The following is a 24,320-nucleotide window of genomic DNA, read 5'->3' as shown; positions in this document are numbered from 1 at the left end:
CAGTTACGGCCGAAGGCTGATCGGCAATGGTTACGCGCCGCTGCGGGGGCGGCCTGCTTCCCGCCGGGTCGGCAACGCGGCCGGCGCCTCCAAGGCGGCCAGGTACCCCGCCACCAGCGCGTGCGCCACCTGGACCACAGCCTGGTCGCGCGGGAGGAACTGGTCGTCGTGCAGGCTCGGCACGCCCGCGGTGTCGCCGAGGCCGACGAACAGCATCAGGCCGCGCGTCGCGCCGCCGCAGTAGTGGGCGAAGTCGTCCGCGCCGAACGAGCGGAACTCGTCGTCGACGACGAAGCCGGCGTGCCTCAGCCACCGCTGCGCGCCCGTCGCCAGCGCGGCGTCGTTGTCCAGCACCGGCTCGCACGGGCTGATCTCCAGCTCGGCGGTGCAGCCGTGCGCCTTCGCCGTGCCGTGCACGATCTCGGCGAGCACCTCCTGCGCGCGCTCGCGGTCGATCTGGCGCATCAGGCGCAGCGAGCCGAACGCGCTCGCGCTGTTCGGGACGACGTTGGCCGCCGCGCCGCCCTGGATCCGGCCGACCGAGCAGACCGCGCCGTGCACCGGGTCGATCCGCCGCGACGCGAGCTGCTGCAGGCTCACCACCAGCTGCGACAGCGCCAGGATCGGGTCGCGCAGCAGGTGCGGGTAGCCGGCGTGGCCGCCCTGGCCGCGCATCGTCACCTCGAACTCGTCGGTCGACGCGTTCACCGGGCCGGGCACCGCCGCGACGACGCCGTGCGCGAGCCGCGGCTGGACGTGCGCGCCGATCACCGCGTCCACCCCGGCCTCGGCCAGCACGCCGGACTCGACGATGTCGAGCGCGCCGGGCGGCGACGTCTCCTCCCGGGGCTGCAGCAGCGCCAGGATCGGCCGCGGGACGCCGACGCGCACCGCGGCCCGGCCGACCGCGACCAGCGCCGCGAGGTGGACGTCGTGGCCGCACGCGTGCATCAGCTCGTTGCCCGACGCCCACGGCACGCCGGTGCCCTCCAGCACCGGCAGGGCGTCGAGCTCCGCGCGCAGCGCCACGACCGGGCCGTCGCCGCCGGGCAGCGGGATCGCGCGGCCGGTCTTGGCGACGCGGGTGCCGTCACCGGCGCCGAGGGCTTCGGCCACCAGCCGGGCGGTGTCCTCCTCGTCGCCGGAGCCGCGCGGGTCGGCGTGCACCGCGTGCCGGAGTTCGATCGCGGCGGGCAGTTCCTCGTCGATCGCCCGCGTCCAGCGGTCCCAAAGGTCGTTCACCCGTTCTCCAAGCGGTAGATCCTCTTCGCGTTCTCGTGTCCCACCAAAGCACACAGCCGGACGGCGTCCACTTCGGACATCGCACCGGCGGCGAGCCCGGCGCGCAGGAAGTCCGAAAGTCCCTGACGGAACAGGGCCGTGCCCAGGTGGTACAGCTCGGCCAGGCCGAAGGCGTCGGTGGAGAAGAGGACCTTCCCGAACGGCGCGATCTCCAGCAGCTCGGCCAGGATCGCCGGCGCGCGGAAGCCCGCGTTGTGCGTGGCGAGGCCGACGTCGACGAAGACGTGCTCGAAGACCTGCGCGAGGTAGGCGGCGTTGCGGTGGAACGGGTAGTTGTGCAGCAGCAGGATCGGCACGCCGCGGTCGCGCGTGGCCCGCAGCAGCGCGGTGAGCCGCAGCGGGTCGCAGCGGTGCAGGTCGACGTCGGAATCGCCGTACCCGACGTGGAACTGCACCGGCAGGCCGAGGTCGAGGCCGGTGAACACCAGGAACCGGTGCAGGACCTCGTCGGCGAGGCGGGTGCCGCCCGCGGCGAGCCATCGGCCGGCGGCGGCTTCGACCTCCGCCCGCGACGGCCGCTCCCCCGCCAGCTCCAGGCCGACGCGGTAGGCCGCGATCGACTTGAAGCCGGCCGCGGTGGCCGCGCGTTTCCCCAGCTCATCGGTGAAAGCGGCGGCGAACCCGGACGCCGTGGTCCCCCGGATCACGTCCTCCGCGACCTGTTCCAGCCGGACGACGTCGTGCGCGCGGGTGCCGGCCAGCTCCGCGAACTCCCCCGTCGTGGTCAGCGAGTCCGGCCGGAACCCGCCGTCCAGCAGGAAGTCCGTCGTGCCGGTGGCGCGCAGGAACCGCCGCGCCACCTCGGCCGCGCCCAGCTCGGCACGGCGTTCGAGGTAGCCGTCGGCGGGAGCGTGCTTCGGCAGGTCGAGCACGGGCGCGCAGCGTTCGCGCACGGCCAGCCCGATCAGCGAGTCGAACAGGCTCGTGCCCAGCGGCGACGTCGTGTCCGCCTCGGTCAGCATCGCCTCGAAGTCCGCGCGGGCCACGCCACCGGTGGCGACACCGTGGCAGTGGTGGTCCACCAGTGGCAGGTCCGCGACGAACGGGAGCAGGTCGGTCATGCGCCTCCGTCCAGGTCGGTCACCCTCTCCCCCACCCTACGAGCGAACCCGGGCGCGGACAGCACCAAGATCACCGCCGACAGCAGCACCGCGCCGGCCACCACGGGGAACCACCGCGCGGGGCCTTCGGTCGGATACGGCACGACGTTGACGTAGACGGTGTACCCGAGCACGGCGAGCGCGCCGATCGGGAAGACGAGGTACCACACCGGCACGCGCATCCGCCGCTTCACGAACAGCAGCAGGATCGCGCCGATGGTCGTGAGCAGGTAGATCACCAGCAGGATCAGCGTCCCGATCGAGCCGGACCACGCGAAGGTGTCCGACGCCGTCGCGCCGAAGAACAGCGCGCACACCAGGATGATCAGCGCCGCCGCGCCGGTGACCACGCTGACCGCGGCCACCGGGGTGCCGCGGCCGGACGTCCGGCCGATGCCGCGGCCGCCGTAGGCGTCGCGCCCGAGGGCGAACAGCAGCCGCGAGCCGCCGACGACGCAGGCCAGGCAGCAGCCGAACGCGCTGATCGCGGCGCCGACGCTGATCACGTCGCCGACCCACGCGCCCGCGTAGCGGCTGGCGAGGTCACCGAGCAGGGACGGCGAGTCGTGGAACGCCGTCGCGTCCGTGCCGAACGCCATCATCTCGACCGCGGTGACGACGACGAAGTAGATCCCGCCGAAGATCGCCGTGCCGAGGATCGCGCGCGGGATGTTGCGCTTCGGGTCGTGGGTCTCTTCGCCGAGCGTCGCGGCGGCCTCGAACCCGGCGAAGGACAGGAAGCCGAACACCGCGCCGAGGAACACCCCGGACAAACCGGTTTCGGGGACGAAGACGTCCATCGTGAACCGCGCGCCGCCCGGCGCGCTCCCGGCGAGCAGCCGGACCAGGATCACGACCGTGACCAGCAGGATCACCGCGATGGTCGCGCCTTCGACGGCCAGCAGCGTGCTCGTCCCGCGGCGCGCGGGCACCACGGACAGCAGCCAGGCGCCGACCAGCGCGACGGCCGTCAGCACGAACGGCCCCCAGGACGGCGGGTCCGGCCAGATGCCCACCTGGGTCAGGAACGCCGTGCCGAGCGTGCCCGCGGCCGAGCTCGTGACGACGGCGTAGAACGTGTACGTGCCGAGGAGGCCGATGCCGGAGACGACGCCGGCGCGCGGTCCGAGTGTCGCGCCGACGAACGCGTACACCGAGCCGGCGTGCTGGTAGTACTGGCACAGTTTGACGAAGCCGTACGCGACCAGCAGGACGCCGACCGCCGAGAGCAGGAAGGCGAGCGGGACGGCGCGGCCGGCGGCGGACGCGGTCTGCTGGGGGTTGATGTTGGCGGCCATGCTGGGGGCCATCAACGCGACGGACAGGCCGACGGCCTGCCAGACGGAGAGGGAGCGGCGCAGCCCTGGACGGGTTTCGACGGTGTCTGACACGATCTCCACCTCTTTCTCAAGAGTATTCAGTGAACATCGACGGGGGCAGGATGAGCCAGCTCGACCGGGCGGAACTCGCACAGCAGGGCGCGTTGCGGGCGGACGGCCTGCGCGCGGCCGGCGTCGAGCTGGTCGCGCTGACCTTCGTGGACAACAGCGGCATCGCCCGGGTCAAGGCCGTCCCGGTGGACCGGCTGTGGTCGGCGGCGGCGTGGGGCGTCGGCGCATCGAACTCGTTCGACTTCTTCCTGGCCACCGACGAGATCACCGACGGCGCGTACTCCCGGGGTCCCGTCGGCGACCTGCGGCTGCACCCCGACCTCGACGCGCTCGTGCCGCTGGCCGCGCAGCCGGGCTGGGCGTGGGCCCCGGTCCGGAAGTACGACCAGGAGGGCGAGCCGCACCCGCAGGACGCGCGGGCGCTGGCCGCGACCGCGGCGGCCCGGCTCGCGTCGCTCGGCTACAACGTGCGGACGGCCTTCGAGATCGAGTGGGTGATCACGGCGGCGGACGCGCCGGACGACCCGCGGTCGGCGACGGCGGGCCCGGCCTACGGCTTCGCGCGGCTTTCCGCGCAGGCGGGCTACCTGCGCGCACTGGTGTCCACGTTGTCCGCTCAGGGGGTGACGGTCGAGCAGATCCACCCCGAGTACGCGGCCGGGCAGTTCGAGCTGTCGGTCGCCCCGGACGACCCGGTGCGCGCGGCGGACATCGCGGTGCTGACGCGCGAGACGATCCGGATGGTGAGCGAGCAGCACGGGCTGCGGGCGTCGTTCACGCCGAAGTTCTCGCCGGACGGGGTCGGCAACGGCGGCCACGTCCACCTGAGCCTCTGGGACGGCGACCGCAACCTGTGCTCCGGCGGCGACGGGCGGTTCGGCCTGACACCGACGGCGGAGGCGTTCGGCGCCGGGATCTTCTCGCGGCTGCCGGCACTGCTGGCGATCGGCGCGCCGTCGGTGGTCAGCTACCTGCGCCTGGAGCCGCACCACTGGGCCGGGGTGTTTTCGGTGTGGGGCTTGGAGAATCGCGAAGCACCGCTGCGGCTGGTGCAGGGCCCGGCCGGGCAGCGCGACCGGGCGGCGAACTTCGAGGTCAAGTGCTTCGATCTCACGGCGAACCCGTACCTGGTGGTGGCGGCGCTGCTGTTCGCGGGCCTGGCCGGGGTTTCGGCGTCGGCTTCGCTGCCGGAGCCGGTGGACGTCGACCCGGGGACGCTCCCGTCGGCGGTCCGCCTGCCGACCTCCTTGGCGGACGCGGTGAAGGCGTTCGAAGCGGACTCCGAGCTGACATCGGCGTTCGGCGCGGAGCTGGCGACGACGTTGATGGACGTGCGCCGCGGGGAGATCGCCCGCCTGGGTTCCCTGCCGCCGGACGAGCTGTGCTCGGTCATGCGCTACCTACATTGACGCGGCCACTTCGTCGCGCAGCTGCGGGAGTTTCGCGTAGAGGCGATCGCCGGGGCATTCGGTGTTGTAGTAGTCGCGGTGGCCCTTGATCTCCTCGACGGGAATGCCGTACTGGCGGCAGATGTAGGCGCAGAAGGTCACGAGTGACACCCACTGCGCCTCGGGCGGCTCGACGCTGGTGTAGGTGCCTTCGTTTTCGATGCCGATGGCGTTGGTGTTCTGGCCCGGGCAGTGCGCGCCCTGGATCATGGTGGTGCGGCTCTTGAGCGCATCCAGGCTGCCATGCCGCCCTTCGAGCCGGTACCCGCCGCGGCTGACGGTGAAGTGCTGGCCGGTGTCGGACCAGCCGTTGTTGTCCATGTGGTCGTGCTGGTCGTCACGCGCGACCTGGAAGGCGTGCGCGAGGGAGTAGTCGGTGCTGTTGGGGCAGGCGATGTGGTGGATGAGGACGCGGTTGGCCGGGTGGTCGAGGGTGGTGAGGGGGTCGGAAGGCGGCCGGGCACCCCACTCGGCACAGCTGTAGATCCGGGGTTCGGCTTGCGCACGGGCCGTCGCGGGGAGCAGGAGTCCGGCGCCGACCGCGGCGGCCAGACCGGCGGCGCCACGGAGAAAGGTGCGCCGCGGGAGGTGGCTGAGGTCCATGGGACGGACTCTCCCGCGCCGCTGTACAGCTTTCGTACAAACGCCGTCAGAGCTTGAGGGTGGCCTCGAAGGGGCGGGTGAGGTGGAGTTCGCCGTTCTCGCTCTTGGCTATGGGCGCGTACTCGCCGCCTTCGAGCGCGAAGAGCGTGGCGCTGACCGGCTCCGGCGGCTCGACCAGGAGGTAGTACGGGACCAGGGCCTCGGCGTAGATCGCCCGTTTGAGGATCCGGTCCTGCATCTTCGTCGAAGGCGACACGATCTCCGCCGCCAGCAGGACATCGCTCGCCGCGTAGACCAAGGTGTCAACCTCGGCGCAGGTCAAGATCACCAGGTCGGGAGTCAGCAGTCTCCGCGCTGCGAGGCGGACGTTTACCCCGGGCAGCACCTCGGTGCCATCCGGCAATGCGGGCGCGCAGGCGGATTGGAGCTTCCCCAGAAGCCGCTGGTGTTCCAGTCCCGGCCATGGGCTGACGAGCAGCATCCCGTCGACGAGTTCGACTCGGTGCAGCAAGGTTTGTTCTTCGGGCAGGGCGAGAACGTCGTCGGCCGTCCAGCCGTCCGGTCGTGGCGGCAAGAGGAACTCGTGGTGGATCATCACACGAGGAGTATGCGGACCGCCACCGACAGTTCTGGTTCAGGTGATGGCGTCACGCGGGCGTGACAGCCAGCTCCCCCGCGCCGCTGTACAGCCGGATCTTGAACTGGATGTGCTCCTGGTGCTCCCGCAGCCGCGAGATCTGCGACGCCACCCGGGCCTCGTGCTCCCTCAGCACTTCCACCCGCTCCTCGCGCGTCGCTTCACCGGAGCGCAGCAGCTCCACGAACCGCAGCATCTCCGCCACCGGCATCCCCGTGTAGCGCAAGCACCGCAGCAGCTGCAGGAACTCGACGTCCTGCTCGGTGAACACCCGCCTCCCGCCGGCCGTGCGGCCGACGTGGTGGAGCAAGCCGATGCGCTCGTAGTACCGCAGGGTGTCGATCGTGAAACCGGTCTTTTCGGTCACCTGGGCCGGGGTGTAGGACGTCACCGACCCAGAGTGGCACCTGGAGTGCACTCCAGGTCAAGCGGTGGCGACCGCCCGGCGCACGCCCTCGGCCAGCTCGGCGGACAGCGCCCGGACGCCGGAAGGGCCCTCGGCCGCCGCCGTGACCAGGGCTGATCCCACGATCACCGCGTCCGCGAACGACGCCACCTGGGCCGCCTGCTCGCCCGAGCGCACGCCCAGCCCCACGCCGATCGGCAGGGACGTGTGCGTCCGCGTGCGGCGGACCAGCTCCTCCGCGCCCGCGCCGACCTGGTCGCGCGCGCCGGTCACGCCCATCACCGCGGTCGCGTAGATGAACCCCGACGACGCCGACGCCGTCAACGCCAGCCGCTCCTCCGACGACGAAGGCGCCACCAGGAACGTCCGGTCCAGGCCGTGCGCCTTGGACGCGTCCATCCAGGCACCGGCCTCGTCCGGGATCAGGTCCGGGGTGATCAACCCGAGCCCGCCCGCCGAAGCGAGGTCACGCGCGAAGCGGTCCACGCCGTAGCGGTTGACCGGGTTCCAGTACGTCATGACGACCGCCCGGCCGCCGCGCGCCGACACCGACTCGACGACCTCGAACACGTGCTTGAGGCGGAAGCCGTTGTCCAGCGCGGTCACGGACGCGGCCTGAATGGTCGGGCCGTCCATCACCGGGTCCGAATACGGGACGCCGACCTCGATCAGGTCCGCGCCGCCGTCGACGCACGCCGCGATCAGCTCCTTCGACCCCTCCACCGTCGGGAAGCCCGCCGGGAGGTAGCCGACCAGGGCGCCGCGGCCCTCCGCGCGCGTCGTCGCGAAGAGGTCGTCCAGCCCGCTCATCCGTTCACCAGCCCGAACCACTTCGCCGCCGTGTCCATGTCCTTGTCGCCGCGGCCCGACAGGTTGACGACGATCAGGCCGTCGGGGCCCAGTTCGCGGCCCAGCACCAGCGCGCCGGCCAGCGCGTGCGCCGACTCGATCGCCGGGATGATGCCCTCGGTGCGGGACAGCAGCTTGAACGCGTCCATCGCCTCGGCGTCGGTGACCGGCCGGTACTCGGCCCGGCCGGTGTCCTTGAGCCACGCGTGCTCCGGGCCGACGCCCGGGTAGTCGAGCCCGGCCGAGATCGAGTGCGACTCGACCGTCTGGCCGTCCTCGTCCTGCAGCAGGTACGTCATCGCGCCGTGCAGGTTGCCCGGGGTGCCCTTCGTGAGCGTCGCCCCGTGGCGGTTGCCCTCGATACCCTCGCCGCCCGGCTCCAGGCCGACCAGCCGCACCGACGGGTCGTCGTAGAAGCCCGAGAAGATGCCGATCGCGTTCGACCCGCCGCCGACGCACGCCGCGACGACGTCGGGCAGGCGGCCGGCCTGCTCGAGGATCTGCTCGCGGGCCTCGGTGCCGATGACGTGGTGGAAGTTGCGGACCATCGTCGGGAACGGCGCCGGACCGGCCGCCGTGCCGAACAGGTAGTGCGTGGTGTCGGCGTTGGTGACCCAGTCGCGCAGCGCCTCGTTGATCGCGTCCTTCAGCGTCCGCGAACCGGTCTTGACCGGGATGACCTCGGCGCCGAGCAGCCGCATGCGGGCCACGTTCAGCGCCTGGCGCTCGGTGTCGACCTCGCCCATGTAGACGACGCAGTCGAGGTCGAGCAGCGCGCACGCGGTGGCCGTCGCGACGCCGTGCTGGCCCGCGCCGGTCTCGGCGATGACGCGCTTCTTGCCCATGCGCTTGGTGAGCAGCGCCTGGCCCAGCACGTTGTTGATCTTGTGCGAGCCGGTGTGGTTCAGGTCTTCGCGCTTGAGGAAGACGCGCGCGCCCCCGGCGTGCTCGCCGAAGCGCTTGGCCTCGGTGAGCAGCGACGGGCGGCCCGCGTAGTCCTTCAGCAGGCGGTTGAACTCGTTCAGGAACTCCGGGTCGTGCCGGGCCTTCTCGTACTCGGCGGCGACCTCGTCGACGACGCCGATCAGCGCCTCCGGCATGAACCGGCCGCCGTACGGGCCGTAGTAGCCACGGTCGTCCGGGTCGTGCTTGTCGTGCTCTGTGGTCACCGGGAAGGCCTCGGGCAGGCGGGGTGGGAACCGGCGGTGACCAGCTTGACCAGGGAGCCCTTCGGGTCGCCGGAGGCGACGAGCCCCTCGCCGACCAGCACCGCGTCGGCGCCGTGGCCGGCGTACGACATCAGGTCGCCCGGCCCGCGGACACCCGACTCGGCGACCTTGTAGACGTCCATCGGCAGGCCGGGGGCCAGCCGCGAGAAGACGTCGCGGTCCACCTCGAGGGTGTGCAGATTGCGCGCGTTGACGCCGATGACCTTGGCGCCCGCCTCGAGGGCCTTGTCGGCCTCCTCGGCGTTGTGGATCTCCACCAGCGCGGTCATCCCGAGCGACTCGACGCGGTCGAGCAGCGCGGCGAGCGCGTTCTTCTCCAGCGCGGCGACGATCAGCAGCACCATGTCGGCGCCGTGCAGGCGGGCCTCGTGCACCTGGTAGGGGCTGACGATGAAGTCCTTGCGCAGGATCGGGATGTCGACCGCCGCGCGCACCGCGTCCAGGTCGGCCAGCGAACCGCCGAAACGGCGCTCCTCGGTCAGCACGCTGATCACGCGTGCGCCGCCGTCTTCGTAGTCCTTCGCCAGCGCGGCGGGGTCGGGGATGTCGGCCAGCTCGCCCTTGGAGGGGCTGCGCCGCTTCACCTCGGCGATCACGCCGATGCCGGACTCGCGCAGCGCCGACATCACGTCGCGGGGCGCCGGGGCGGCCGCCGCGCGGATCTTCAGCTCGTCGAACGGCAGCACGGACTCGCGTGCCGCGAGGTCCTCGCGGACGCCGGCGACGATGTCTTCGAGCACGGTCACCGGGCGCCCCCGCCCTGGTATGCGCTCACGGTTTCCTTCGCAAGGTCGCTCACAAAAACCTTCCCCTTCCCGCCGAAACGATGCTAACCCCCGCATCTGGAGTGCCCGGTTCCGGGTGCGCGCGTTACTCCGAATGCCTCCCCCGGACGTCGGTCGGATCCTCTCCTTCCGAGAGTGCTTCCCACAGCTCGGCGTCCGGATCACGCGCCTTCTTGCGCGTGGCCGGAGCCGCGTACCGGGCCCCGAGCCGCGCGGCACCGGCACCCTTGACGGCTGCCAACCCGCCGGCCGCGACGAGAATTCCCCCGAGCACGGCCAGGCCACGTCCGAGCAGCATCTGCGTCACGGGCAGCCCGTCGGCCCAGCCGGAGAACTTCACCCCGGACACGCCGGCCCAGACCGCGGCGACGCCGGCCAGCGCGAGGACGACGCCCAGCACGCGCCGGGCCCAGCCACCGGTCGCGATCACCCCGGCCACGCCGGCCAGTGCGAGCAGGGCCAGCGGCACGAGCGCCGTCGCGCGCTGCTCGCCGGTCTCGCGGTAGAGGACCGTGCCGCGCACGCCGCCGTCGCGGAACTCGGCGAACCACGTCAGCCGTGACGCGCCCCACAGCGCGAGCGCGGCGAGCAGGAGCGCGACCACGATCATCCACAGTGGACGGCGCGACGGCTTGGCGGTCTCCGGCGCCTCGGCCGGTGCCTCAGACATGCGCGGCGTCCGCGGCCGGGTCGAGCACGCCCGCCGCGACCATCGTCTGCGCGGCGGCCACGGCCGACAGCACCGTGCGGGCCTTGTTCAGCGACTCGGTGTCCTCGTAGGCCGGCACCGAGTCGGCGACGACGCCGCCACCGGCCTGGACGTGCGCGATCCCGTCCTTGACCAGCGCCGTGCGGATCGCGATCGCGGTGTCCGCGTCGCCGGCGAAGTCGAGGTAGCCGACGACGCCGCCGTACAGCGCGCGGCGGACCGGCTCCAGCTCCTCGATCAGCTGCATCGCGCGGACCTTCGGCGCGCCGGACAGCGTCCCGGCCGGGAAGCACGCCGTGACCGCGTCGAACGCCGTCTTGCCCTCGGCCAGCTCGCCGGTGACGGTCGACACGATGTGCATGACGTGGCTGTACCGCTCGATCTGGAAGAAGTCGACGACGCGCACGGTGCCCGGCTTGCAGACCTTGCCGAGGTCGTTGCGGCCGAGGTCGACGAGCATCAGGTGCTCCGACCGCTCCTTCTCGTCGGCGAGGAGGTCCTTCGCGAGCTGCGCGTCCTCCTCCGGGTCGGCGCCGCGCCAGCGCGTGCCCGCGATCGGGTGCGTGGTCGCGCGGCCGTCCCGCACGGTGACGAGCGACTCGGGGCTGGAGCCGACGATGTCGAAACCCTCCAGCCGCAGCAGGTACATGTACGGGCTCGGGTTGGACGTCCGCAGCACGCGGTAGATGTCGAGCGCGTCGGCGGCGGTCGGGATCTCGAAGCGTTGCGACGGCACGATCTGGAACGCTTCGCCGGCCTTGATCGCCTCGACGGCCTTCTCGACCGCGGCGTGGAAGTCCGCCTTGGAGCGCTTGCGCGTGAACTCGGGCTCGGGCCGGTCGAACGCGGCGACCGTGGCCGGCGCGGGCACCTGCAGCTGCTCCGTCATCGCGCTCAGCCGGGCGACCGCGTCGTCGTAGGCCGCGTCCACGCGCTCGGGCGAGTCGTCCCAGTTGACGGCGTTCGCGATGAGCGTGACCGTGCCCTCGTGGTGGTCGAACGCCGCGAGGTCGGTGGCCAGGAGCATGGTCAGCTCGGGGATGTCGAGGTCGCGCTCGGCCAGCTCCGGCAGTTTTTCGAGCCAGCGCACGGAGTCGTAGCCGATGTAGCCGACCATGCCGCCGGTCAGCGGCGGCAATCCGGGCAACGGCTCGGTGTGCAACGCTTCGATCGTTTCACGCAGCACGGTGAGCGGGTTGCCCTCGGACGGCAGGCCGACCGGCGGGGTGCCGGTCCAGACCGCTTGGCCGTCGCGGACGGTGAGTGCAGCCGGGCTGCGGACGCCGATGAACGACCAGCGCGTCCAGGAGGCGCCGTTCTCCGCGGACTCGAACAGGAACGTGCCCGGGCGGTCGGCGGCGAGCTTGCGGTAGACCCCGATCGGCGTTTCACCGTCGGCGAGGACCCGGCGCACGACCGGTATGACGCGGCGGCTCTCGGCGAGGGCGCGGAAGTCCTCACGGGACGGGCTGACCGAACCGGGACCGGACTTGCTGCTCGAGGTGCTGACCATGCCCCTCATTGTGCTGCACCCCCCGGAAGGGGTTTTCCCAGACCCTGAATTCAATGAATGTTGAATTCAGGGTGGACGTGCGTCATGATGAAAGGGTGAGCACCGCTGAGCCTACTTCGCGACGCCGCGGGCGGCGCCCCGCCGGCCAGGACACCCGCACGGCGCTGATCGAAGCCGCGCGGGCCGTGTTCGCCGAGAACGGCTACGACGGGGCCACCGTGCGCGCGATCGCCACCCGCGCGGGCGTCGACGCCGCCATGGTCAACCACTGGTTCGGCGGCAAGGAGGGCTTGTTCGCGCGGGCCGTGCTCGAGCTGCCGTTCGACCCGCTGGAGCTGCTGAAGATCCTGCGGAACGGCCCGGACGAGGAGCTCGGCGAGCGGATCGTCCGCACCTTCATCACCCGCTGGGACGGCGCGGGCGGCGGCGTGTTCGTCGCGCTCATCCGCAGCGTCAGCGGGAACGAGCAGGCCGGGCAGGTGCTGCGCGAGTTCTTCCAGAAGTTCTTCACCGCGCTGATCTCCTCGATCGGCTCGGACGACATCTCGCTGCGCATGACGCTCTGCGCGTCCCAGATGGTCGGCATGGGCATGATCCGGTACGTGGCGAAGTTCGAGCCGCTCGCCTCCGAAGACGTCGAGGTCGTGGTGCGCGCGGTCGCGCCGACCCTGCAGCGCTACCTCACGGGCGAGATCGGCTGACCGGCCCCCGGATCGCGTGGACGGCCAGGACGTACGGGCGGTCCACGGTTCCCACGACCATCGCCTTGCCCCGGCCGCCGACCCAGGCCTGCTTGTTCTTCCAGCCGGCCGACGGCGACAGCCGGAGGAACGCCCAGGAGCGGCGGAGGGCGACCGCCGTCCCGTCGCGGAACTCCGCGTCCAGGTACCCCCCTTGGCGTCCTCCCCACTGGTGGTCGGTCACGCCGGCCTGCCGCCACCCGGTGCGCTCGACGGCCCGGATCCGGCGCCACCAGCCGGCCGCCGCCCCGATCGAGAACGGCAGGCCGAACAGGGCGGCCAGCACCGGGACCATGCCGACCGAGAGCTGAGCCTGGTCTTCGTTCTGTTCGTCAGCGGTGCGCACACGCGCCGGGTCGGCCGGGTCGTAGATGACGACCACCCGCTCGCCGACGTGGTAGTCGCGGTTCGAGTGCCAGACGAGCTCGTCGGTCCGGTCGCCGTGGCTCACCCGGATGTGCGACGTGCCCTTGGGGTTGTGGAACACGCCGACCACCACACCGGGCTCGTGGAAGCCGGTGGCGAGCAGGTCGTCGGCGGCGGTGTCCACCAGGGCGACCTGGGTCAACCCGGCCGCGAACACCGCCGCCCAGCCCGCGGCGAAGGCCGTCGCGCGGCGGGAAGCCCGGCGCAGGCGGGCGTCCAGTTCCGGGTGGGCGCCGTCGTTCGGGTGGGCACCGTCTTTCGGGTGGGCACCGGCGGCGGCCGGCGCGTCGCGGTCCAGGACCCGCAGCACGTACCAGCCGAAGGCGGCGAACGCGAGGGAACCGGTCAGGAGGATCACGTTGGCCGGCAGATCGTCGTCGCCGGAGAAGAGCGAGTACACCGTGGCCGTGGCGCCGATCCCGGAGAGGACCGAAAAGACGACGGCGATGACCACCCAGAATGCCCGCATGGAGTGATGGTAGGCGCGCTGACCAGCGTGGAAGCTGCGAGAAACGGCACAGGGCGAGGAGACAACCGGAAGGCCTTGTCGAGCGTGTAAGCGAGCAGGCGTCACCTTTCGCTGACACCGTTCGCGCATTCGGGGAATCGACGGGATTCGTATGCTTCGTCCGTGAAGCCAACGTCTTCAAGCCCGGCGGCGAGAACGCTCGCCGCTTCTCTGCGCGAAGAACGCGAAGCGCGCAAAGTCGGCCTTCGCCGGCTCGCGGAGCAATTGGGAATCCTGCCGCAAGTGCTGTCGCTGTGGGAGAAGGGGCAGCGGTTGCCGAGCGTCGAGGACGTGTCGGCGATCCTCGCGCTGCTCGGGGTGACCGGGGAGAAACGGGACCGGATCCGGACGCTGGCGAGGCACGCCCGGGAACCCAACTGGCTGGCGTCGAGCAACTCGGACATCCCGTTCGCCCTCACCACTCGGCTCAATCTGGAAAGCACCGCAACCGGCATCACCACGTGGTCGCCGCTGATCGTTCCCGGGCTGCTGCAAACCCCGGACTACATCCGCTCGATCATGGATGAATCCCCGGTATCGGTCGAGCAAGCCGACAACCGGCTCCGGGTCAGGCTCGATCGGCAGCGGATCCTCACCCGCCGGGATCCGGTGCGGTTCAGCGCCCTGATCGGCGAGCAGTCCCTCCGGGAAAACTTCGGCGGCGTCGAGGTCATGTCCGACCAGATCGATCACCTGCTGGAAATGTCCGGGCGCGCGAACATCAGCCTGCGCATCGTGCCGTCCGGAATCGGTTACCACCCCGGCCTGGTCGGCCCGTTCGACATCTACGAATTCGCCGACTCACCGCCGATCGCCTCGGTCGAACATGTCAGCTCGACGGCATTCCTCCACGAGGAATCCCAGACCACAGGCCATAAACACGATGCTAAGGTGCTACGCGGACTAGCTCTGAGCGAAGAGGCTTCCCGGACCCTGCTTCGGGAAGCCGCCCGATAACGGAGGCGATCGTGGGCTCGACCGGTTGGCGCAAGTCTTCCTACAGCGGCCCCAACGACAACTGTGTCGAGGTGGCGCTGGGGCCGGTCGTCGGCGTGCGGGACACCAAGGCCCGGCGGGCCGGTCAGCTCACCGTCTCCGCGCAGGCCTGGCGGTCCGCGCTCGATCACGCGTTCTCGCGCCGGGCCGGCGCGAACGCCGGCACCGCGTAGGCCCTTTCCGCTTCGGCCTAGCGGGCGATCAGCAGCGCGATCAGGGCCAGCGCGGCCGGCAGCACCTGCACGAACAGGATCCGCTTGCTGGCCGTCGCGGCGCCGTAGAGGCCGGCGATGATCACGCACACCAGGCCGTACAGCTTGAGCTGGAACCCGGTCGGGTCGCTCGCGATGAGGCCCCACACCAGCGCTAGCGCCAGGAAGTCGTTGTACAGCCCCTGGTTCGCGGCCAGCGTCTTGGACTCCTCGGCGAACTCCGGCGTCGTGCCGAAGGCCGCGCGGGCCCGGGGCGTCGTCCAGAGGAACATCTCCAGGACGACGATGTAGACGTGGATCAGGGCGACCAGCCCGACCAGGACGTCGGCGACGATTGTCACGCGTGCTCTTTCTCATCGGCCAGGAGCAGGCGCTCCTCGGTGTCGAAACAGGTGTGCGTGCCGGTGTGACAGGCCGGGCCGGTCTGGTCGACGCGCAGCAGGACAGTATCGCCGTCGCAGTCGATCCGCACCTCGCGGACGTGCTGGTAGTGGCCGGACGTCTCGCCCTTGACCCACAGCTTCCCCCGGCTGCGCGACCAGTACGTGCCGCGGCGGGTGGCGAGGGTCGCGGCGAGCGCGTCGTCGTTCATCCAGGCCATCATCAGCACGTCCGAAGTGGCGTGCTCGACGACGACCGCGGAGATCAGGCCGTCGGCGTTGCGCTTGAGGCGCGCCGAGACGGCCGCGTCCAGGGTCATGCGCGTACTCCCAGGATGTGCCGCTTCAGCGGCATCGAGTTGAACAGGACGAACGCGTAGCCGTACCCGGCGAAGGACAGGCCGGAGAACAGCTTGTTCCACCACAGCGCGGCGGCGAGCAGCAGGAACGCGTGCAGCAGCGCGAACACCACGGTGACGACGAGCCCGCCGATCCGGGCGCTGCCCAGCTTGAGCACGAGCCCGGTCGTCACGACGCCGCCGAGGATGAGCGCGAGCGCGGGGATCCGGAAGATCTCCAGGCCCGAGCCGGCGCCGAGCACCGGGACCAGGTCGAGCAGCGCCCACGCCACCGGCAGCCCGACCAGCAGGGCGGCGGTGACCTTGACCTCGACGGGTGCTTGCCAGGACTTCATCGGACCTCGACCCCGCCTTCCCGCAGCGCGTCCTTGACGTCGCCGATCTTGAGCTGTCCGAAGTGGAACACACTGGCCGCGAGGACCGCGTCGGCGCCCGTTCGCACGGCCGGCAGGAAGTGCTCGACCGCGCCCGCTCCCCCGCTGGCGATCACCGGGACCCGGACGGCCTTGCGGACCAGCTCGATGAGCTCGAGGTCGAAGCCGTTCTTGGTGCCGTCGGCGTCCATGGAGTTCAGCAGGATCTCGCCGACGCCGAGCTCTTCGCCGCGCGCGGCCCACTCGACGGCGTCGATACCGGTGCCGCGGCGGCCGCCGTGGGTGGTGACCTCGAAGCCGGACGCGGTGGGCTCGCCGCCCTCGGGCACGCGGCGGGCGTCGACCGACAGGACGATGCACTGGGCGCCGAACCGGCGCGAGGCCTCGTGGAGGAACTCCGGCCGGGCGATCGCGGCGGTGTTGATGCTGACCTTGTCCGCGCCGGTGCGCAGCAGCCGGTTGACGTCGTCGTTGCTGCGGACGCCGCCGCCGACGGTGAGCGGGATGAACACCTGCTCGGCGGTGCGGCGGACCACGTCGTAGGTGGTTTCGCGGTCGCCGGAGGACGCCGTGACGTCGAGGAACGTCAGCTCGTCGGCTCCCTCGGCGTCATAGCGCCGGGCCAGCTCGACGGGGTCGCCGGCGTCGCGGAGGCCGGCGAAGTTGACGCCCTTGACGACCCGGCCCGCGTCGACGTCGAGACAGGGGATCACCCGCACCGCGACAGACATGGTCACCAGCGTAGTCAAGAGCGTTCTAAGCTCGACCGATGGCACGGGCGGGGCGGCGGCCGGGGCAGACCGAGACGCGGGAGAAGATCCTCGACGCGGCCCGGCACCGATTCGCCGAGCTGGGGTACGACGGCGCGACGGTCCGCGGGATCGCCGCCGACGCGGGCGTGAACGCGGCCCTGCTGCACCACTTCTTCGGCAGCAAGCAGCAGCTCTTCGCGGCGGCGATGAACCTGCCGGTGAACCCGGCCGAGCTGGTCCCGGCGATCCTGGCGGGTCCGCGCGCCTCCCTGGGTGAACGGCTGGTGCGCGCGTTCCTGGCGGTCTGGGCGGTGCCGGAGGGGCGCACGCCGTTCATCGCGATGCTGCGCGCGGCGGCGACGAACGAGCAGGTCGCGCTGATGATGCGCCAGTTCATCGAGCGCACGGTGCTGGCCGAGGTGGCGAAGGCACTGGACGTGCCGCGGATCCGGGTGACGGGGATCGCGGCGCAGATGATGGGCGTCGCGCTGCTGCGGTACGTGATCAAGCTGCCCCCGCTGGCCGAGGCGGACGACGAGGAGATCGTGGCCCTGCTCGCGCCGGTGGCGCAGTACTACCTCGACGGCCGGAAACTCGACAGTGGACAACTCGACGGCGGGCAGCTCGACAGCGGAAAAACTGTCGGTCCCCCGCCGTAAAGTGGAGACCGGGGGCTGCGCCACACCGCACGTTCACGTCCCGGCCACCCGATTCGTCTACTTTGCGCCGGTGCGCAGACTCCTTCCGGTGGCCGTCGCCGCCGTCTCCCTGCTGACCGCCGTCCCCGCCTCCGCCGCGCCCCGCGATCCCTCCCCGGTCCGCCAGACCCAGGCCTTCGCCGAGCCCGCCGACGCCGACGACCCCGCCATCTGGGTCCACCCCCACGACCCGTCGCGCAGCATCGTGCTCGGGACGCTGAAGCAGGGCGGCCTCGCGGCGTTCGACCTGGACGCGAGGACGCTGCAGCGGGTCCCGGCCGGGCCGGGCGGCCGGTTCAACAACGTCGACGTCGTCGGCGACCTGGCCGTGGTGAGCGACCGCGGCCAGGACCGCATCCGGGTCTACCGGATCGACCCGCGCGGCGCGGCGGCGGGCGCGGGGGTGCTGCGCGACGTCACCGACCCGGCCACCGCCCGGGTGTTCCCGGAGTCCGGAGTGGACGAACAGCGCACGGCGTACGGCCTGGCGGCGGGCCGCGACCCGGTCACCGGCATCCGCTGGGTGGCGGTGACCCGCCGCCACGAGACGCGGGTGGCGCTGCTGCGGCTGGTCGACAAGCCGGGCGGCGTCGGCACGGCCCCACTCGGGGTCGTGGACCTGCCGTCGTCGTTCCGGCTGCCGGACGGCGTGCCCTGGTCGCCGTGCGAGGAGCCGGGCGAGGGCCCGCAGCTGGAGGGCTCGGTGCTCGACGGCCGGACGCTCTACACCGCGCAGGAGGACGTCGGGATCTGGCGGATCCCGGTCGGGCCGTCGGGCTTCGGCCGGCCCGAGCTGGTCGACCGGGTGCGCTCGTACGGCGTCCCGCGGCGCTGGGACGACGTCGCCGAGGAGTGCGTGCCGGACGGCGCCGACCCGGGCTTCGGCGGCAAGTGGCTCACCGCGGACGCCGAGGGCCTGGCGGTGGCGCACGGCACGCTGTTCGCCTCCAGCCAGGGCGACTCCCGGTTCGTCGTGTACGGCCCCGGCCGCACACGTGACCTGCGGATCGTCGCGGGCCGCGGCACGGACTCGGTGGAGCATTCGGACGGTTCGGCGATCAGCACGGCGTACCTGGGCCGCCGGTTCCCGCACGGCCTGCTGGTGGTCCACGACGGCGAGCGGCGCCCGGCGGTGGGCGATTCGGCGACCACGGGCTTCGCTTTCCTCCGGCTGGAGGACGCCATCCCCCGGTAAGGGGATGATTTCATTGTCCAGCATTTGTCCAGTGGCCGGTCACGTGATTCTTTAACCGTGACCGGCCGCCTGCCGAACGACCGGAGTGTTCCACTGATGGCGGTATTCCCCCCATCGATTTCGCGTAGGTTCACGGCATGCCGCGCCCCCATTCCGCGCTCGTCGTCCTGCTCACGGCCGCCTTCGTCATTCCCGTTTTCCCGGCCGCCGCGCCCGCCGCCGTCGCCGCTGCCGCACTCACGGGGGCCGTCTGCGACCACCAGCCCGCCCTGAACCCGCAGGCCCCGGCCGGTGCCGTGGTCGTCGACGCGGGCGTCGAGGGCGACCTGTCGGTCAAGACGCGGTCCGCGGCACCCGGGACCACCTTCTGGCTGCCACCGGGCACCCACCACCTGGCCGCGGACCAGTTCGGCCAGGTCATCCCCAAGGACGGCGACGTCTACCTCGGCGCACCCGGCGCCGTGCTCGACGGCGGCGGGGTCAACCAGGCCGCGTTCACCCAGCAGGCGAAGGACGTCGTCATCCGCGGCCTCACCATCCAGAACTTCGTCGCCCCGCAGGACCAGGGCGTGGTCAACCACGACTCCGGCGAGCACTGGGTGATCGAGAACAGCACCATTCAGAACAACCGCGGCGCCGCGTTGATGGCGGGGGTCCGCCAGGTTGTGCGGGCGAACTGCCTGCGCGGCAACGGGCAGTACGGGATGAACGCCTACCGCCCCGACAATGCGATCACCGGGCTCGTCGTCGAGGGCAACGAAATCTCGGACAACAACGTCGACGACTGGGAAACGCGCAACCCCGGCTGCGGGTGCAGCGGTGGAATCAAGTTCTGGGCCGTGAACGGCGCCGACGTCCGCGGCAATTGGATCCACCACAACCACGGCGCCGGCCTGTGGGCCGACACCAACGACAACGATTTCCTGATCGAAGACAACCTCATCGAGGACAACGACGCCGAAGCGATCTTCTACGAGATCAGCTACAACGTCGTCATCCGGCACAACGTCATCCGCCGCAACAACGTGGTGGCCGGCAGCCGCCGCGCGTCCCGCGGCGACAACTTCCCGTCCGCGGCGGTGTACCTGTCCGAGTCCGGCGGCGAACCGCGCGTCCCGGCCCGCACCGACGTCCTCGACGTCTACGGCAACACCTTCGAGGACAACTGGTCCGCGATCACGCTGTGGGAGAACGCCGACCGCTTCTGCAACAGCCCGGCGAACACGTCCAGCGCGAGCTGCACCAAGCTGGTCACCGACCGGACCCGGTGCTCGGCGCCGGGCATCGACGACGAGCCGTTGTTCGACGACTGCCGGTGGAAGACCCAGCGGGTCGAAATCCACTCGAACACCTTCCGCTTCGACCCCGCCCGGCCGGGCTGCGCCGGCCTGTGCGGCCGGATGGCGGTGCTGTCGAACTACGGCACCTACCCGGCGTGGTCGCCGTACCGGGCGACCGTCGTGCAGGAGGCGATCACCCACGACCAGGACAACTACTGGTACAGCAACGACTACGTCGGCCCGTGGACGTTCGTCGCCGGCGACAGCTCCCGCACCCTCACCCCGGAGCAGTGGCAGAACGACCCGTGGAACCAGGACGACTGCGCGTCCTTCGACGGCGTGACGCCGAACTGCTGAAAAATCTCCGCCCGCGTGCAGCACCCGGGCGCCCTCGTGCGTCCATAGGGGGTGGGATTCGAAGAGTTCGTGGCGGAGCGGCTGGAGGGGCTGCTGCGCTACGCGACCGTCCTGACGAACGACCCGCACCTCGCGCAGGACATCGTCCAGGACGTGCTGCTGCGCGCCCAGCAGCGCTGGGACGGCATCGACGCGCCGCCGGCCTACGTCCGGCGGATGATCACCAACGAGTACCTGTCGTGGCGCCGGCGGGCGGTGCGGCGGATGGTGCCGAGCAGTCACGACGTCCTCGACGCGCTCGGCCCGCCGCAAGCCGACCCGTCGGCCGCCTACGACGAGCGGGACGCCATGCTCGGCCTCCTGGCGACGCTGCCCCGCAAGCAGCGCGCGGCGATCGTCCTGCGCTACTACGAGAACTACTCCGACGCCGAGATCGCCGCCGTCCTGCGCTGCGGCACCTCCACCGTGCGCAGCCAGATCTCCCGCGCCCTCGCGGCCCTGCGCCAGGCCCCGCACCCCACGATCCTCACCGGAGCCCCCGAATGACCCGCAGCGAGCACGACACCGAGACGCTGATCCGGGACAGCCTCGACCGCCTCGCCGCCCGCGCCCCGGACGGCGACGCGGTCCGGGACGCGCTGGCCCGGGCCGGGCGGCAGCGGCGTCCGGCGACGAAGCTGGCCCTGGTCGCCGCGGCGGTGGTCGTGCTGGTCGCCGGGGTCTTCGTGGGTACGCGGGCGATCACCACTCCGGACCTCGACCCGGCCGCGAGCCGCCCGGTGCTCGGCTACAGCCCCGGCTGGCTGCCGGACGGCTTCACCGAGCAGTACCGCGAAGGGGGACCCGGCACCGCGCCGCAGGTCCGGCGGTGGTTCGCCGGCCCCGCGGAGGTCACGCTGTCGGTCTACTCGACCGCCGACCCCGAGTGGTCGCAGACGGAGCTGCGGATCGCGTCGATCCGCGACCAGGTCCTGGTGCGCGGCCGCGTCGCGATGGTCACCGGCGACACCGGGACGGCCGCGCTGATCACCTGGCTCGCCGACGACGACCACGTCTTGACCGCGCGGGTCGCCGGGGTCCCGGAAGCCCGCTTGGTGGCCCTGTGGATCGCTCAAGGGGTCACCGCCGCGCCGGTCGGCGTCCGCGGGGAGCTGCGGTTCGGCGCGCTCCCGGCGGGGCTGACCGAACGGTCCGCCGCCGTGAAGGGCACCGGCCCGGGCGACGCGAGCACCGAGCTGACCGCGGCCGACTCCGCGCGGCCGTCGGTGCCGGCGGTCCGCGTCACGGCGAGCGCGGGCTCCCCCGGCGTGAGCGGTGCCGCCCCCGTCACCGTCCGCGGCGGCCAGGGGTTCTTCGTGGCCGGCCGGGAAGCGACCGTCGCCGTCCGCCTGCCGTCCGGGCGCTGGCTGACGGTGTCGGGCGCGCGGCCGGAGGCCGAGCTGGTCGCCGTCGCGGACGGCGTCCGGCTCGACCCCTCGCCGGATTACCGCTGGCTCGGGCGGGCTACCAGCTGACCATGGGGAACCAGATGATCCCGAGCCGGCCGAGCACGCGAACGTCCCAGTAGAGCAGCGTGAACGTGCCGCCGACGAGCAGCGCCGCGCCGGTCACCGTCGCGATCCGGGCGGGTTTCGCGGCGAGCCAGCGCTGCACGCGGCCGCCGGTGGCGTGCGTGAGGAGCAGGAACAGCACCGCCATGACGACGATGTTGCCGACCGACTGCAGCGCGAACGCGGCCGCGCCGTACAGGACGTTGTGCTCCTCGGCGGCGCTGCGGAACATGATCCGGAACAGCGGGTACGGGCGGCCGATGAGGAACCCGCCGATGAGCGCGCCCATCAGGACGAGCGGGGCCGCGGGGTGGCGGGCGACGAACCCGGCGAACGGGTTCGGGAGGATGCCGAGCGCGATCAGGCCCATGGCCAGGAACACCAGCCCGACGACACCGAACGCGACCATCGACTGGACGCTGCGCGGGCTCAGCCCGGACGTCTGCGCGGTGGAGAACTGCGGCATCCGGGTGCCGACCAGTGCGACGATGACGCCGTAGACGATCGACACCGCGAGCATGCCCGCGGCGATCCAGCCCAGCGGCTTGAGCGTGGTGGCGAAGCGCCGTTTCTCCCCGGCCTGGCCGCCGACGAGCGGGGCGACCGCGCCGAACGCGGCGATGTTGCAGGCGGTGAAGGACCCCGCGAGGCCGGAGACGAACGCGAAGAGCGTCCCGGCGAGGACTCCGCTGATCGGCGTGGCTTTCGCGTCGTAACCGAGCAGCCCGTTCGCGACGCTGTCGCCGATGACGGAGTCGACGAACGGCGCGGACCACAGGGCGGTCAGCGCGAAGCCGGCGAGGACCGCGACGACGGCGATCGCCACGCGGCGCGTGGGATAGGGCCCCGCGCCGAAGAACTGTGCTTGCGGATGAACCGGTACCTGCTGTGTGACGGCCATCGACATGCCCTCCGGATCAGGAAACCCCCCAGTCCATAAAGCGTTTCAGACGCAGGTGTTGAAACGCTTCCGCCGGTCGTGTGGGGTTCCCCCGGCGAACGGACTAGGCGTTTTTCACGCCGCCCGGCGGGCTCTTGACTCCGGGAACTCACCGAGCGCAGAATTAAACACATGACTAATTCTGCGCTCGAGGTCACCGGCCTGCGGGTCCGGCGCGGAGGCCGGACGGTGGTGCGGGACGTGAGCTTCGCGGTGCCGCGCGGTGCCGTCACCGGGCTGCTCGGCCCGAGCGGCTGCGGCAAGACCACGCTGATGCGGGCGATCGTCGGCGTGCAGATCGTCGAAGGCGGCACCGTCACCGTGCTGGGCCTGCCCGCCGGCAGCCCGCCGCTGCGGCGCCGGATCGGGTACGCCACCCAGAATCCGGCGATCTACGCCGACCTGACCGTGCGCGAAGCGTTGCGCTACTTCGCCGCGGTGCTGCGCGCGCCGGCGTCCGATGTGGACCGGGTGATCGACGAAGTCGGCCTGGCGGACCACGCCGGCAAGCTCGTCGGGTCACTGTCGGGCGGGCAGCACAACCGCGCGAACCTCGCCGTCGCGCTGCTCGGCGAGCCGGAACTGCTCGTGCTCGACGAGCCCACCGTCGGGCTCGACCCCGTGCTGCGCGACGAGCTCTGGGCGCTCTTCCGCCGGCTCGCCGACGGCGGCGCCACGCTGCTCGTGTCCAGCCACGTCATGGACGAGGCCGCGCGCTGCGACCGGCTCCTGCTGATGCGCGAAGGTGTCCTGCTGGCCGACGACGCACCGCTCGCCCTGCGCGAACGCACCGGCGCCGCCGACCTCGAAGGCGCCTTCCTGCACCTCGTGCGGGCCGCGTCGTGAACCCGGCGCTGACGCTCGCCACCACCCGGCGCATCCTCACGCAGCTGCGGCACGACCCGCGCACCGTCGTGATGCTGATCGTGGTGCCCACGCTCCTGATGGTGCTGCTGCGCTACGTCTTCAACTCGACGCTGGTGTTCAGCCGCATCGCGCCCGCGCTGCTCGGGGTGTTCCCGTTCCTGATCATGTTCCTCATCGCGTCGATCACGACGCTGCGGGAGCGGACCACGGCCACCCTCGAACGCCTGATGACGCTCCCCATCGGCCGGCTCGACCTGCTCTTCGGCTACGCGCTGGCGTTCGGCTCGATCGCCGTCGTCCAGGTGGCGCTCGCGGCGGGCGTCTCGCTGGGGTGGCTCGGTCTCGACCTCGCCGGTTCGGTCGTGATGCTGCTGGTGATCGCCGTCCTCGACGCGCTGCTGGGCATGGCGCTCGGGCTGTTCGTCAGCGCGTTCGCGCGCACCGAGTTCCAGGCCATCCAGTTCATGCCGGTGTTCGTGCTGCCGCAGATCCTGCTGTGCGGGCTGTTCGTGCCCCGTGCCGACATGGGCTGGCTGCTGCGGTGGCTGTCGGACGTCATGCCGCTGTCGTACGCGGTCGAAGCGCTGACCCGCGTCACGGCGTCCAGCACGATCGACGCGGTGATCCTGCGCAACCTCGTGGTGGTGGCCTGCTGCGCGCTGCTGGCGCTGGTGCTCGGCGCGGCGACCTTGCGGCGCCGGACGCCGTGACTAC

Annotated in this window: 28 protein-coding genes; 11 read left to right on the top strand and 17 right to left on the bottom strand. The window is 71.7% G+C overall.

Translation table 11 applies throughout. The annotated features are described in order from the left end of the window. Positions 1–30: 30 nt before the first annotated feature. The 3 genes from ABZ342_RS33310 to ABZ342_RS33300 are packed head-to-tail and all read right to left on the bottom strand — an operon-like array spanning position 31 to position 3,793. Positions 31–1,242, bottom strand: coding sequence for an amidohydrolase (locus ABZ342_RS33310; protein WP_360481469.1), 1,212 nt, complete (start codon positions 1,240–1,242; stop codon positions 31–33). Beyond that, entirely contained in the window at positions 1,239–2,363 is a 1,125-nt protein-coding gene (locus tag ABZ342_RS33305; RefSeq protein WP_360481466.1) for an amidohydrolase family protein, read from the bottom strand. The genes ABZ342_RS33310 and ABZ342_RS33305 overlap by 4 nt, the downstream gene beginning before the upstream one ends. Next, entirely contained in the window at positions 2,360–3,793 is a 1,434-nt protein-coding gene (locus ABZ342_RS33300) for an APC family permease (protein ID WP_360481463.1), read from the bottom strand. Before ABZ342_RS33300 ends, ABZ342_RS33305 begins: the two co-directional genes overlap by 4 nt. Before the next feature lie 50 nt (positions 3,794–3,843). On the opposite strand from ABZ342_RS33300, the gene ABZ342_RS33295 reads away from it, so the two are divergent. Continuing rightward, the gene (locus ABZ342_RS33295) at positions 3,844–5,202 is read left to right on the top strand and encodes a glutamine synthetase family protein (RefSeq protein ID WP_360481460.1); all 1,359 of its coding nucleotides are present in this window, start codon (positions 3,844–3,846) and stop codon (positions 5,200–5,202) included. Here the strand turns inward: ABZ342_RS33295 and ABZ342_RS33290 are convergent. From ABZ342_RS33290 to ABZ342_RS33255, 8 genes are all read right to left on the bottom strand, one after another. Next, positions 5,194–5,844: a peptidoglycan recognition family protein gene (locus tag ABZ342_RS33290; RefSeq protein WP_360481457.1), complete on the bottom strand. Its 651-nt coding sequence runs from the start codon at positions 5,842–5,844 to the stop codon at positions 5,194–5,196. The two genes, ABZ342_RS33295 and ABZ342_RS33290, sit on opposite strands and share 9 nt — an antisense overlap. Before the next feature lie 46 nt (positions 5,845–5,890). Further along, positions 5,891–6,439, bottom strand: a complete 549-nt coding sequence (locus tag ABZ342_RS33285; RefSeq protein ID WP_360481498.1) for a Uma2 family endonuclease — start codon at positions 6,437–6,439, stop codon at positions 5,891–5,893. 52 nt (positions 6,440–6,491) lie between these two features. After that, the gene (locus tag ABZ342_RS33280) at positions 6,492–6,872 is read right to left on the bottom strand and encodes a MerR family transcriptional regulator (RefSeq protein WP_360481454.1); all 381 of its coding nucleotides are present in this window, start codon (positions 6,870–6,872) and stop codon (positions 6,492–6,494) included. Between the two features lie 33 nt (positions 6,873–6,905). Continuing rightward, entirely contained in the window at positions 6,906–7,697 is a 792-nt protein-coding gene (gene trpA / locus ABZ342_RS33275; protein WP_360481450.1) for a tryptophan synthase subunit alpha, read from the bottom strand. Then, positions 7,694–8,923, bottom strand: coding sequence for a tryptophan synthase subunit beta (trpB, locus tag ABZ342_RS33270; protein WP_360481495.1), 1,230 nt, complete (start codon positions 8,921–8,923; stop codon positions 7,694–7,696). The genes trpA and trpB overlap by 4 nt, the downstream gene beginning before the upstream one ends. Beyond that, positions 8,902–9,711 carry an indole-3-glycerol phosphate synthase TrpC gene (trpC, locus tag ABZ342_RS33265; protein ID WP_155541992.1) on the bottom strand — a complete coding sequence of 270 codons (810 nt, stop codon included), beginning with the start codon at positions 9,709–9,711 and terminating at the stop codon, positions 8,902–8,904. The genes trpB and trpC overlap by 22 nt, the downstream gene beginning before the upstream one ends. Before the next feature lie 124 nt (positions 9,712–9,835). Further along, positions 9,836–10,420, bottom strand: coding sequence for a Trp biosynthesis-associated membrane protein (locus tag ABZ342_RS33260; protein ID WP_360481446.1), 585 nt, complete (start codon positions 10,418–10,420; stop codon positions 9,836–9,838). Next, complete coding sequence (locus ABZ342_RS33255; protein WP_360481443.1) at positions 10,413–11,972, bottom strand: anthranilate synthase component I; 1,560 nt, start codon at positions 11,970–11,972, stop codon at positions 10,413–10,415. Before ABZ342_RS33255 ends, ABZ342_RS33260 begins: the two co-directional genes overlap by 8 nt. Before the next feature lie 95 nt (positions 11,973–12,067). On the opposite strand from ABZ342_RS33255, the gene ABZ342_RS33250 reads away from it, so the two are divergent. Continuing rightward, positions 12,068–12,673 (top strand): TetR family transcriptional regulator, encoded by a 606-nt coding sequence (locus ABZ342_RS33250; protein WP_196425230.1) that lies wholly within the window; start codon positions 12,068–12,070, stop codon positions 12,671–12,673. Here ABZ342_RS33250 and ABZ342_RS33245 read toward each other — a convergent pair. After that, positions 12,654–13,607 carry a DUF3592 domain-containing protein gene (locus ABZ342_RS33245; RefSeq protein ID WP_360481439.1) on the bottom strand — a complete coding sequence of 318 codons (954 nt, stop codon included), beginning with the start codon at positions 13,605–13,607 and terminating at the stop codon, positions 12,654–12,656. The two genes, ABZ342_RS33250 and ABZ342_RS33245, sit on opposite strands and share 20 nt — an antisense overlap. A 162-nt stretch (positions 13,608–13,769) precedes the next feature. Between ABZ342_RS33245 and ABZ342_RS33240 the strand changes: the two genes are divergently transcribed. Continuing rightward, positions 13,770–14,603, top strand: coding sequence for a helix-turn-helix transcriptional regulator (locus ABZ342_RS33240; protein ID WP_360481436.1), 834 nt, complete (start codon positions 13,770–13,772; stop codon positions 14,601–14,603). 11 nt (positions 14,604–14,614) lie between these two features. Then, the gene (locus ABZ342_RS33235) at positions 14,615–14,815 is read left to right on the top strand and encodes a DUF397 domain-containing protein (protein WP_360481433.1); all 201 of its coding nucleotides are present in this window, start codon (positions 14,615–14,617) and stop codon (positions 14,813–14,815) included. A 17-nt stretch (positions 14,816–14,832) separates the two neighbouring features. Here ABZ342_RS33235 and ABZ342_RS33230 read toward each other — a convergent pair whose 3' ends face one another. Genes ABZ342_RS33230 through hisF form a run of 4 tightly spaced genes read right to left on the bottom strand, consistent with a single transcriptional unit; the run spans position 14,833 to position 16,698 of the window. Next, positions 14,833–15,195 (bottom strand): DUF1304 domain-containing protein, encoded by a 363-nt coding sequence (locus ABZ342_RS33230; protein WP_360481430.1) that lies wholly within the window; start codon positions 15,193–15,195, stop codon positions 14,833–14,835. After that, a complete protein-coding gene (gene hisI / locus ABZ342_RS33225; protein ID WP_155541985.1) occupies positions 15,192–15,554 on the bottom strand; it encodes a phosphoribosyl-AMP cyclohydrolase in 363 nt (120 codons plus the stop codon). The genes ABZ342_RS33230 and hisI overlap by 4 nt, the downstream gene beginning before the upstream one ends. Then, the gene (locus ABZ342_RS33220) at positions 15,551–15,928 is read right to left on the bottom strand and encodes a hypothetical protein (protein WP_360481427.1); all 378 of its coding nucleotides are present in this window, start codon (positions 15,926–15,928) and stop codon (positions 15,551–15,553) included. The genes hisI and ABZ342_RS33220 overlap by 4 nt, the downstream gene beginning before the upstream one ends. Then, positions 15,925–16,698, bottom strand: coding sequence for an imidazole glycerol phosphate synthase subunit HisF (hisF, locus tag ABZ342_RS33215; protein ID WP_086674706.1), 774 nt, complete (start codon positions 16,696–16,698; stop codon positions 15,925–15,927). The genes ABZ342_RS33220 and hisF overlap by 4 nt, the downstream gene beginning before the upstream one ends. Before the next feature lie 38 nt (positions 16,699–16,736). Here hisF and ABZ342_RS33210 point away from each other — a divergent pair, with 38 nt between their 5' ends. From ABZ342_RS33210 to ABZ342_RS33190, 5 genes are all read left to right on the top strand, one after another. Then, on the top strand, positions 16,737–17,378 hold the full coding sequence (locus tag ABZ342_RS33210; RefSeq protein WP_360481423.1) for a TetR family transcriptional regulator: 642 nt from the start codon (positions 16,737–16,739) through the stop codon (positions 17,376–17,378). Between the two features lie 88 nt (positions 17,379–17,466). Then, the gene (locus ABZ342_RS33205; protein ID WP_360481492.1) at positions 17,467–18,612 is read left to right on the top strand and encodes a phytase; all 1,146 of its coding nucleotides are present in this window, start codon (positions 17,467–17,469) and stop codon (positions 18,610–18,612) included. 137 nt (positions 18,613–18,749) lie between these two features. After that, positions 18,750–20,249, top strand: a complete 1,500-nt coding sequence (locus ABZ342_RS33200) for a right-handed parallel beta-helix repeat-containing protein (protein ID WP_360481420.1) — start codon at positions 18,750–18,752, stop codon at positions 20,247–20,249. A gap of 51 nt (positions 20,250–20,300) precedes the next feature. Next, on the top strand, positions 20,301–20,795 hold the full coding sequence (locus ABZ342_RS33195) for a SigE family RNA polymerase sigma factor (protein WP_360481417.1): 495 nt from the start codon (positions 20,301–20,303) through the stop codon (positions 20,793–20,795). After that, complete coding sequence (locus ABZ342_RS33190) at positions 20,792–21,763, top strand: hypothetical protein (RefSeq protein ID WP_360481414.1); 972 nt, start codon at positions 20,792–20,794, stop codon at positions 21,761–21,763. The genes ABZ342_RS33195 and ABZ342_RS33190 overlap by 4 nt, the downstream gene beginning before the upstream one ends. Here ABZ342_RS33190 and ABZ342_RS33185 read toward each other — a convergent pair. Beyond that, positions 21,753–22,700, bottom strand: coding sequence for a hypothetical protein (locus ABZ342_RS33185; RefSeq protein WP_360481411.1), 948 nt, complete (start codon positions 22,698–22,700; stop codon positions 21,753–21,755). The genes ABZ342_RS33190 and ABZ342_RS33185 overlap by 11 nt on opposite strands. 171 nt (positions 22,701–22,871) lie before the next feature. Here ABZ342_RS33185 and ABZ342_RS33180 point away from each other — a divergent pair, with 171 nt between their 5' ends. Next, the gene (locus tag ABZ342_RS33180; protein ID WP_360481408.1) at positions 22,872–23,585 is read left to right on the top strand and encodes an ABC transporter ATP-binding protein; all 714 of its coding nucleotides are present in this window, start codon (positions 22,872–22,874) and stop codon (positions 23,583–23,585) included. After that, positions 23,582–24,316, top strand: coding sequence for an ABC transporter permease (locus ABZ342_RS33175; protein WP_360481405.1), 735 nt, complete (start codon positions 23,582–23,584; stop codon positions 24,314–24,316). Before ABZ342_RS33180 ends, ABZ342_RS33175 begins: the two co-directional genes overlap by 4 nt. Positions 24,317–24,320 lie beyond the last annotated feature (4 nt).

This window comes from Amycolatopsis sp. NPDC005961 (assembly GCF_040629235.1).
Classification (GTDB): Bacteria; Actinomycetota; Actinomycetes; order Mycobacteriales; family Pseudonocardiaceae; genus Amycolatopsis; species Amycolatopsis camponoti.
The sequence above is the reverse complement of the archived record's forward strand: the minus strand, read 5'-3'. Positions and strand labels throughout refer to the sequence as shown.

What these genes read in the sequence shown, in the direction of transcription:
- ABZ342_RS33305 (WP_360481466.1), bottom strand. Translation starts at nt 2,363, where the DNA reads ATGACCGACCTGCTCCCGTTCGTCGCGGACCTGCCACTGGTGGACCAC.
- ABZ342_RS33295 (WP_360481460.1), top strand. Translation starts at nt 3,844, where the DNA reads ATGAGCCAGCTCGACCGGGCGGAACTCGCACAGCAGGGCGCGTTGCGG.
- ABZ342_RS33290 (WP_360481457.1), bottom strand. Translation starts at nt 5,844, where the DNA reads ATGGACCTCAGCCACCTCCCGCGGCGCACCTTTCTCCGTGGCGCCGCC.
- ABZ342_RS33285 (WP_360481498.1), bottom strand. Translation starts at nt 6,439, where the DNA reads ATGATCCACCACGAGTTCCTCTTGCCGCCACGACCGGACGGCTGGACG.
- trpA (WP_360481450.1), bottom strand. Translation starts at nt 7,697, where the DNA reads ATGAGCGGGCTGGACGACCTCTTCGCGACGACGCGCGCGGAGGGCCGC.
- ABZ342_RS33260 (WP_360481446.1), bottom strand. Translation starts at nt 10,420, where the DNA reads ATGTCTGAGGCACCGGCCGAGGCGCCGGAGACCGCCAAGCCGTCGCGC.
- ABZ342_RS33255 (WP_360481443.1), bottom strand. Translation starts at nt 11,972, where the DNA reads ATGGTCAGCACCTCGAGCAGCAAGTCCGGTCCCGGTTCGGTCAGCCCG.
- ABZ342_RS33245 (WP_360481439.1), bottom strand. Translation starts at nt 13,607, where the DNA reads ATGCGGGCATTCTGGGTGGTCATCGCCGTCGTCTTTTCGGTCCTCTCC.
- hisI (WP_155541985.1), bottom strand. Translation starts at nt 15,554, where the DNA reads ATGACCCTGGACGCGGCCGTCTCGGCGCGCCTCAAGCGCAACGCCGAC.
- ABZ342_RS33220 (WP_360481427.1), bottom strand. Translation starts at nt 15,928, where the DNA reads ATGAAGTCCTGGCAAGCACCCGTCGAGGTCAAGGTCACCGCCGCCCTG.
- hisF (WP_086674706.1), bottom strand. Translation starts at nt 16,698, where the DNA reads ATGTCTGTCGCGGTGCGGGTGATCCCCTGTCTCGACGTCGACGCGGGC.
- ABZ342_RS33210 (WP_360481423.1), top strand. Translation starts at nt 16,737, where the DNA reads ATGGCACGGGCGGGGCGGCGGCCGGGGCAGACCGAGACGCGGGAGAAG.
- ABZ342_RS33200 (WP_360481420.1), top strand. Translation starts at nt 18,750, where the DNA reads ATGCCGCGCCCCCATTCCGCGCTCGTCGTCCTGCTCACGGCCGCCTTC.
- ABZ342_RS33190 (WP_360481414.1), top strand. Translation starts at nt 20,792, where the DNA reads ATGACCCGCAGCGAGCACGACACCGAGACGCTGATCCGGGACAGCCTC.
- ABZ342_RS33185 (WP_360481411.1), bottom strand. Translation starts at nt 22,700, where the DNA reads ATGGCCGTCACACAGCAGGTACCGGTTCATCCGCAAGCACAGTTCTTC.
- ABZ342_RS33180 (WP_360481408.1), top strand. Translation starts at nt 22,872, where the DNA reads ATGACTAATTCTGCGCTCGAGGTCACCGGCCTGCGGGTCCGGCGCGGA.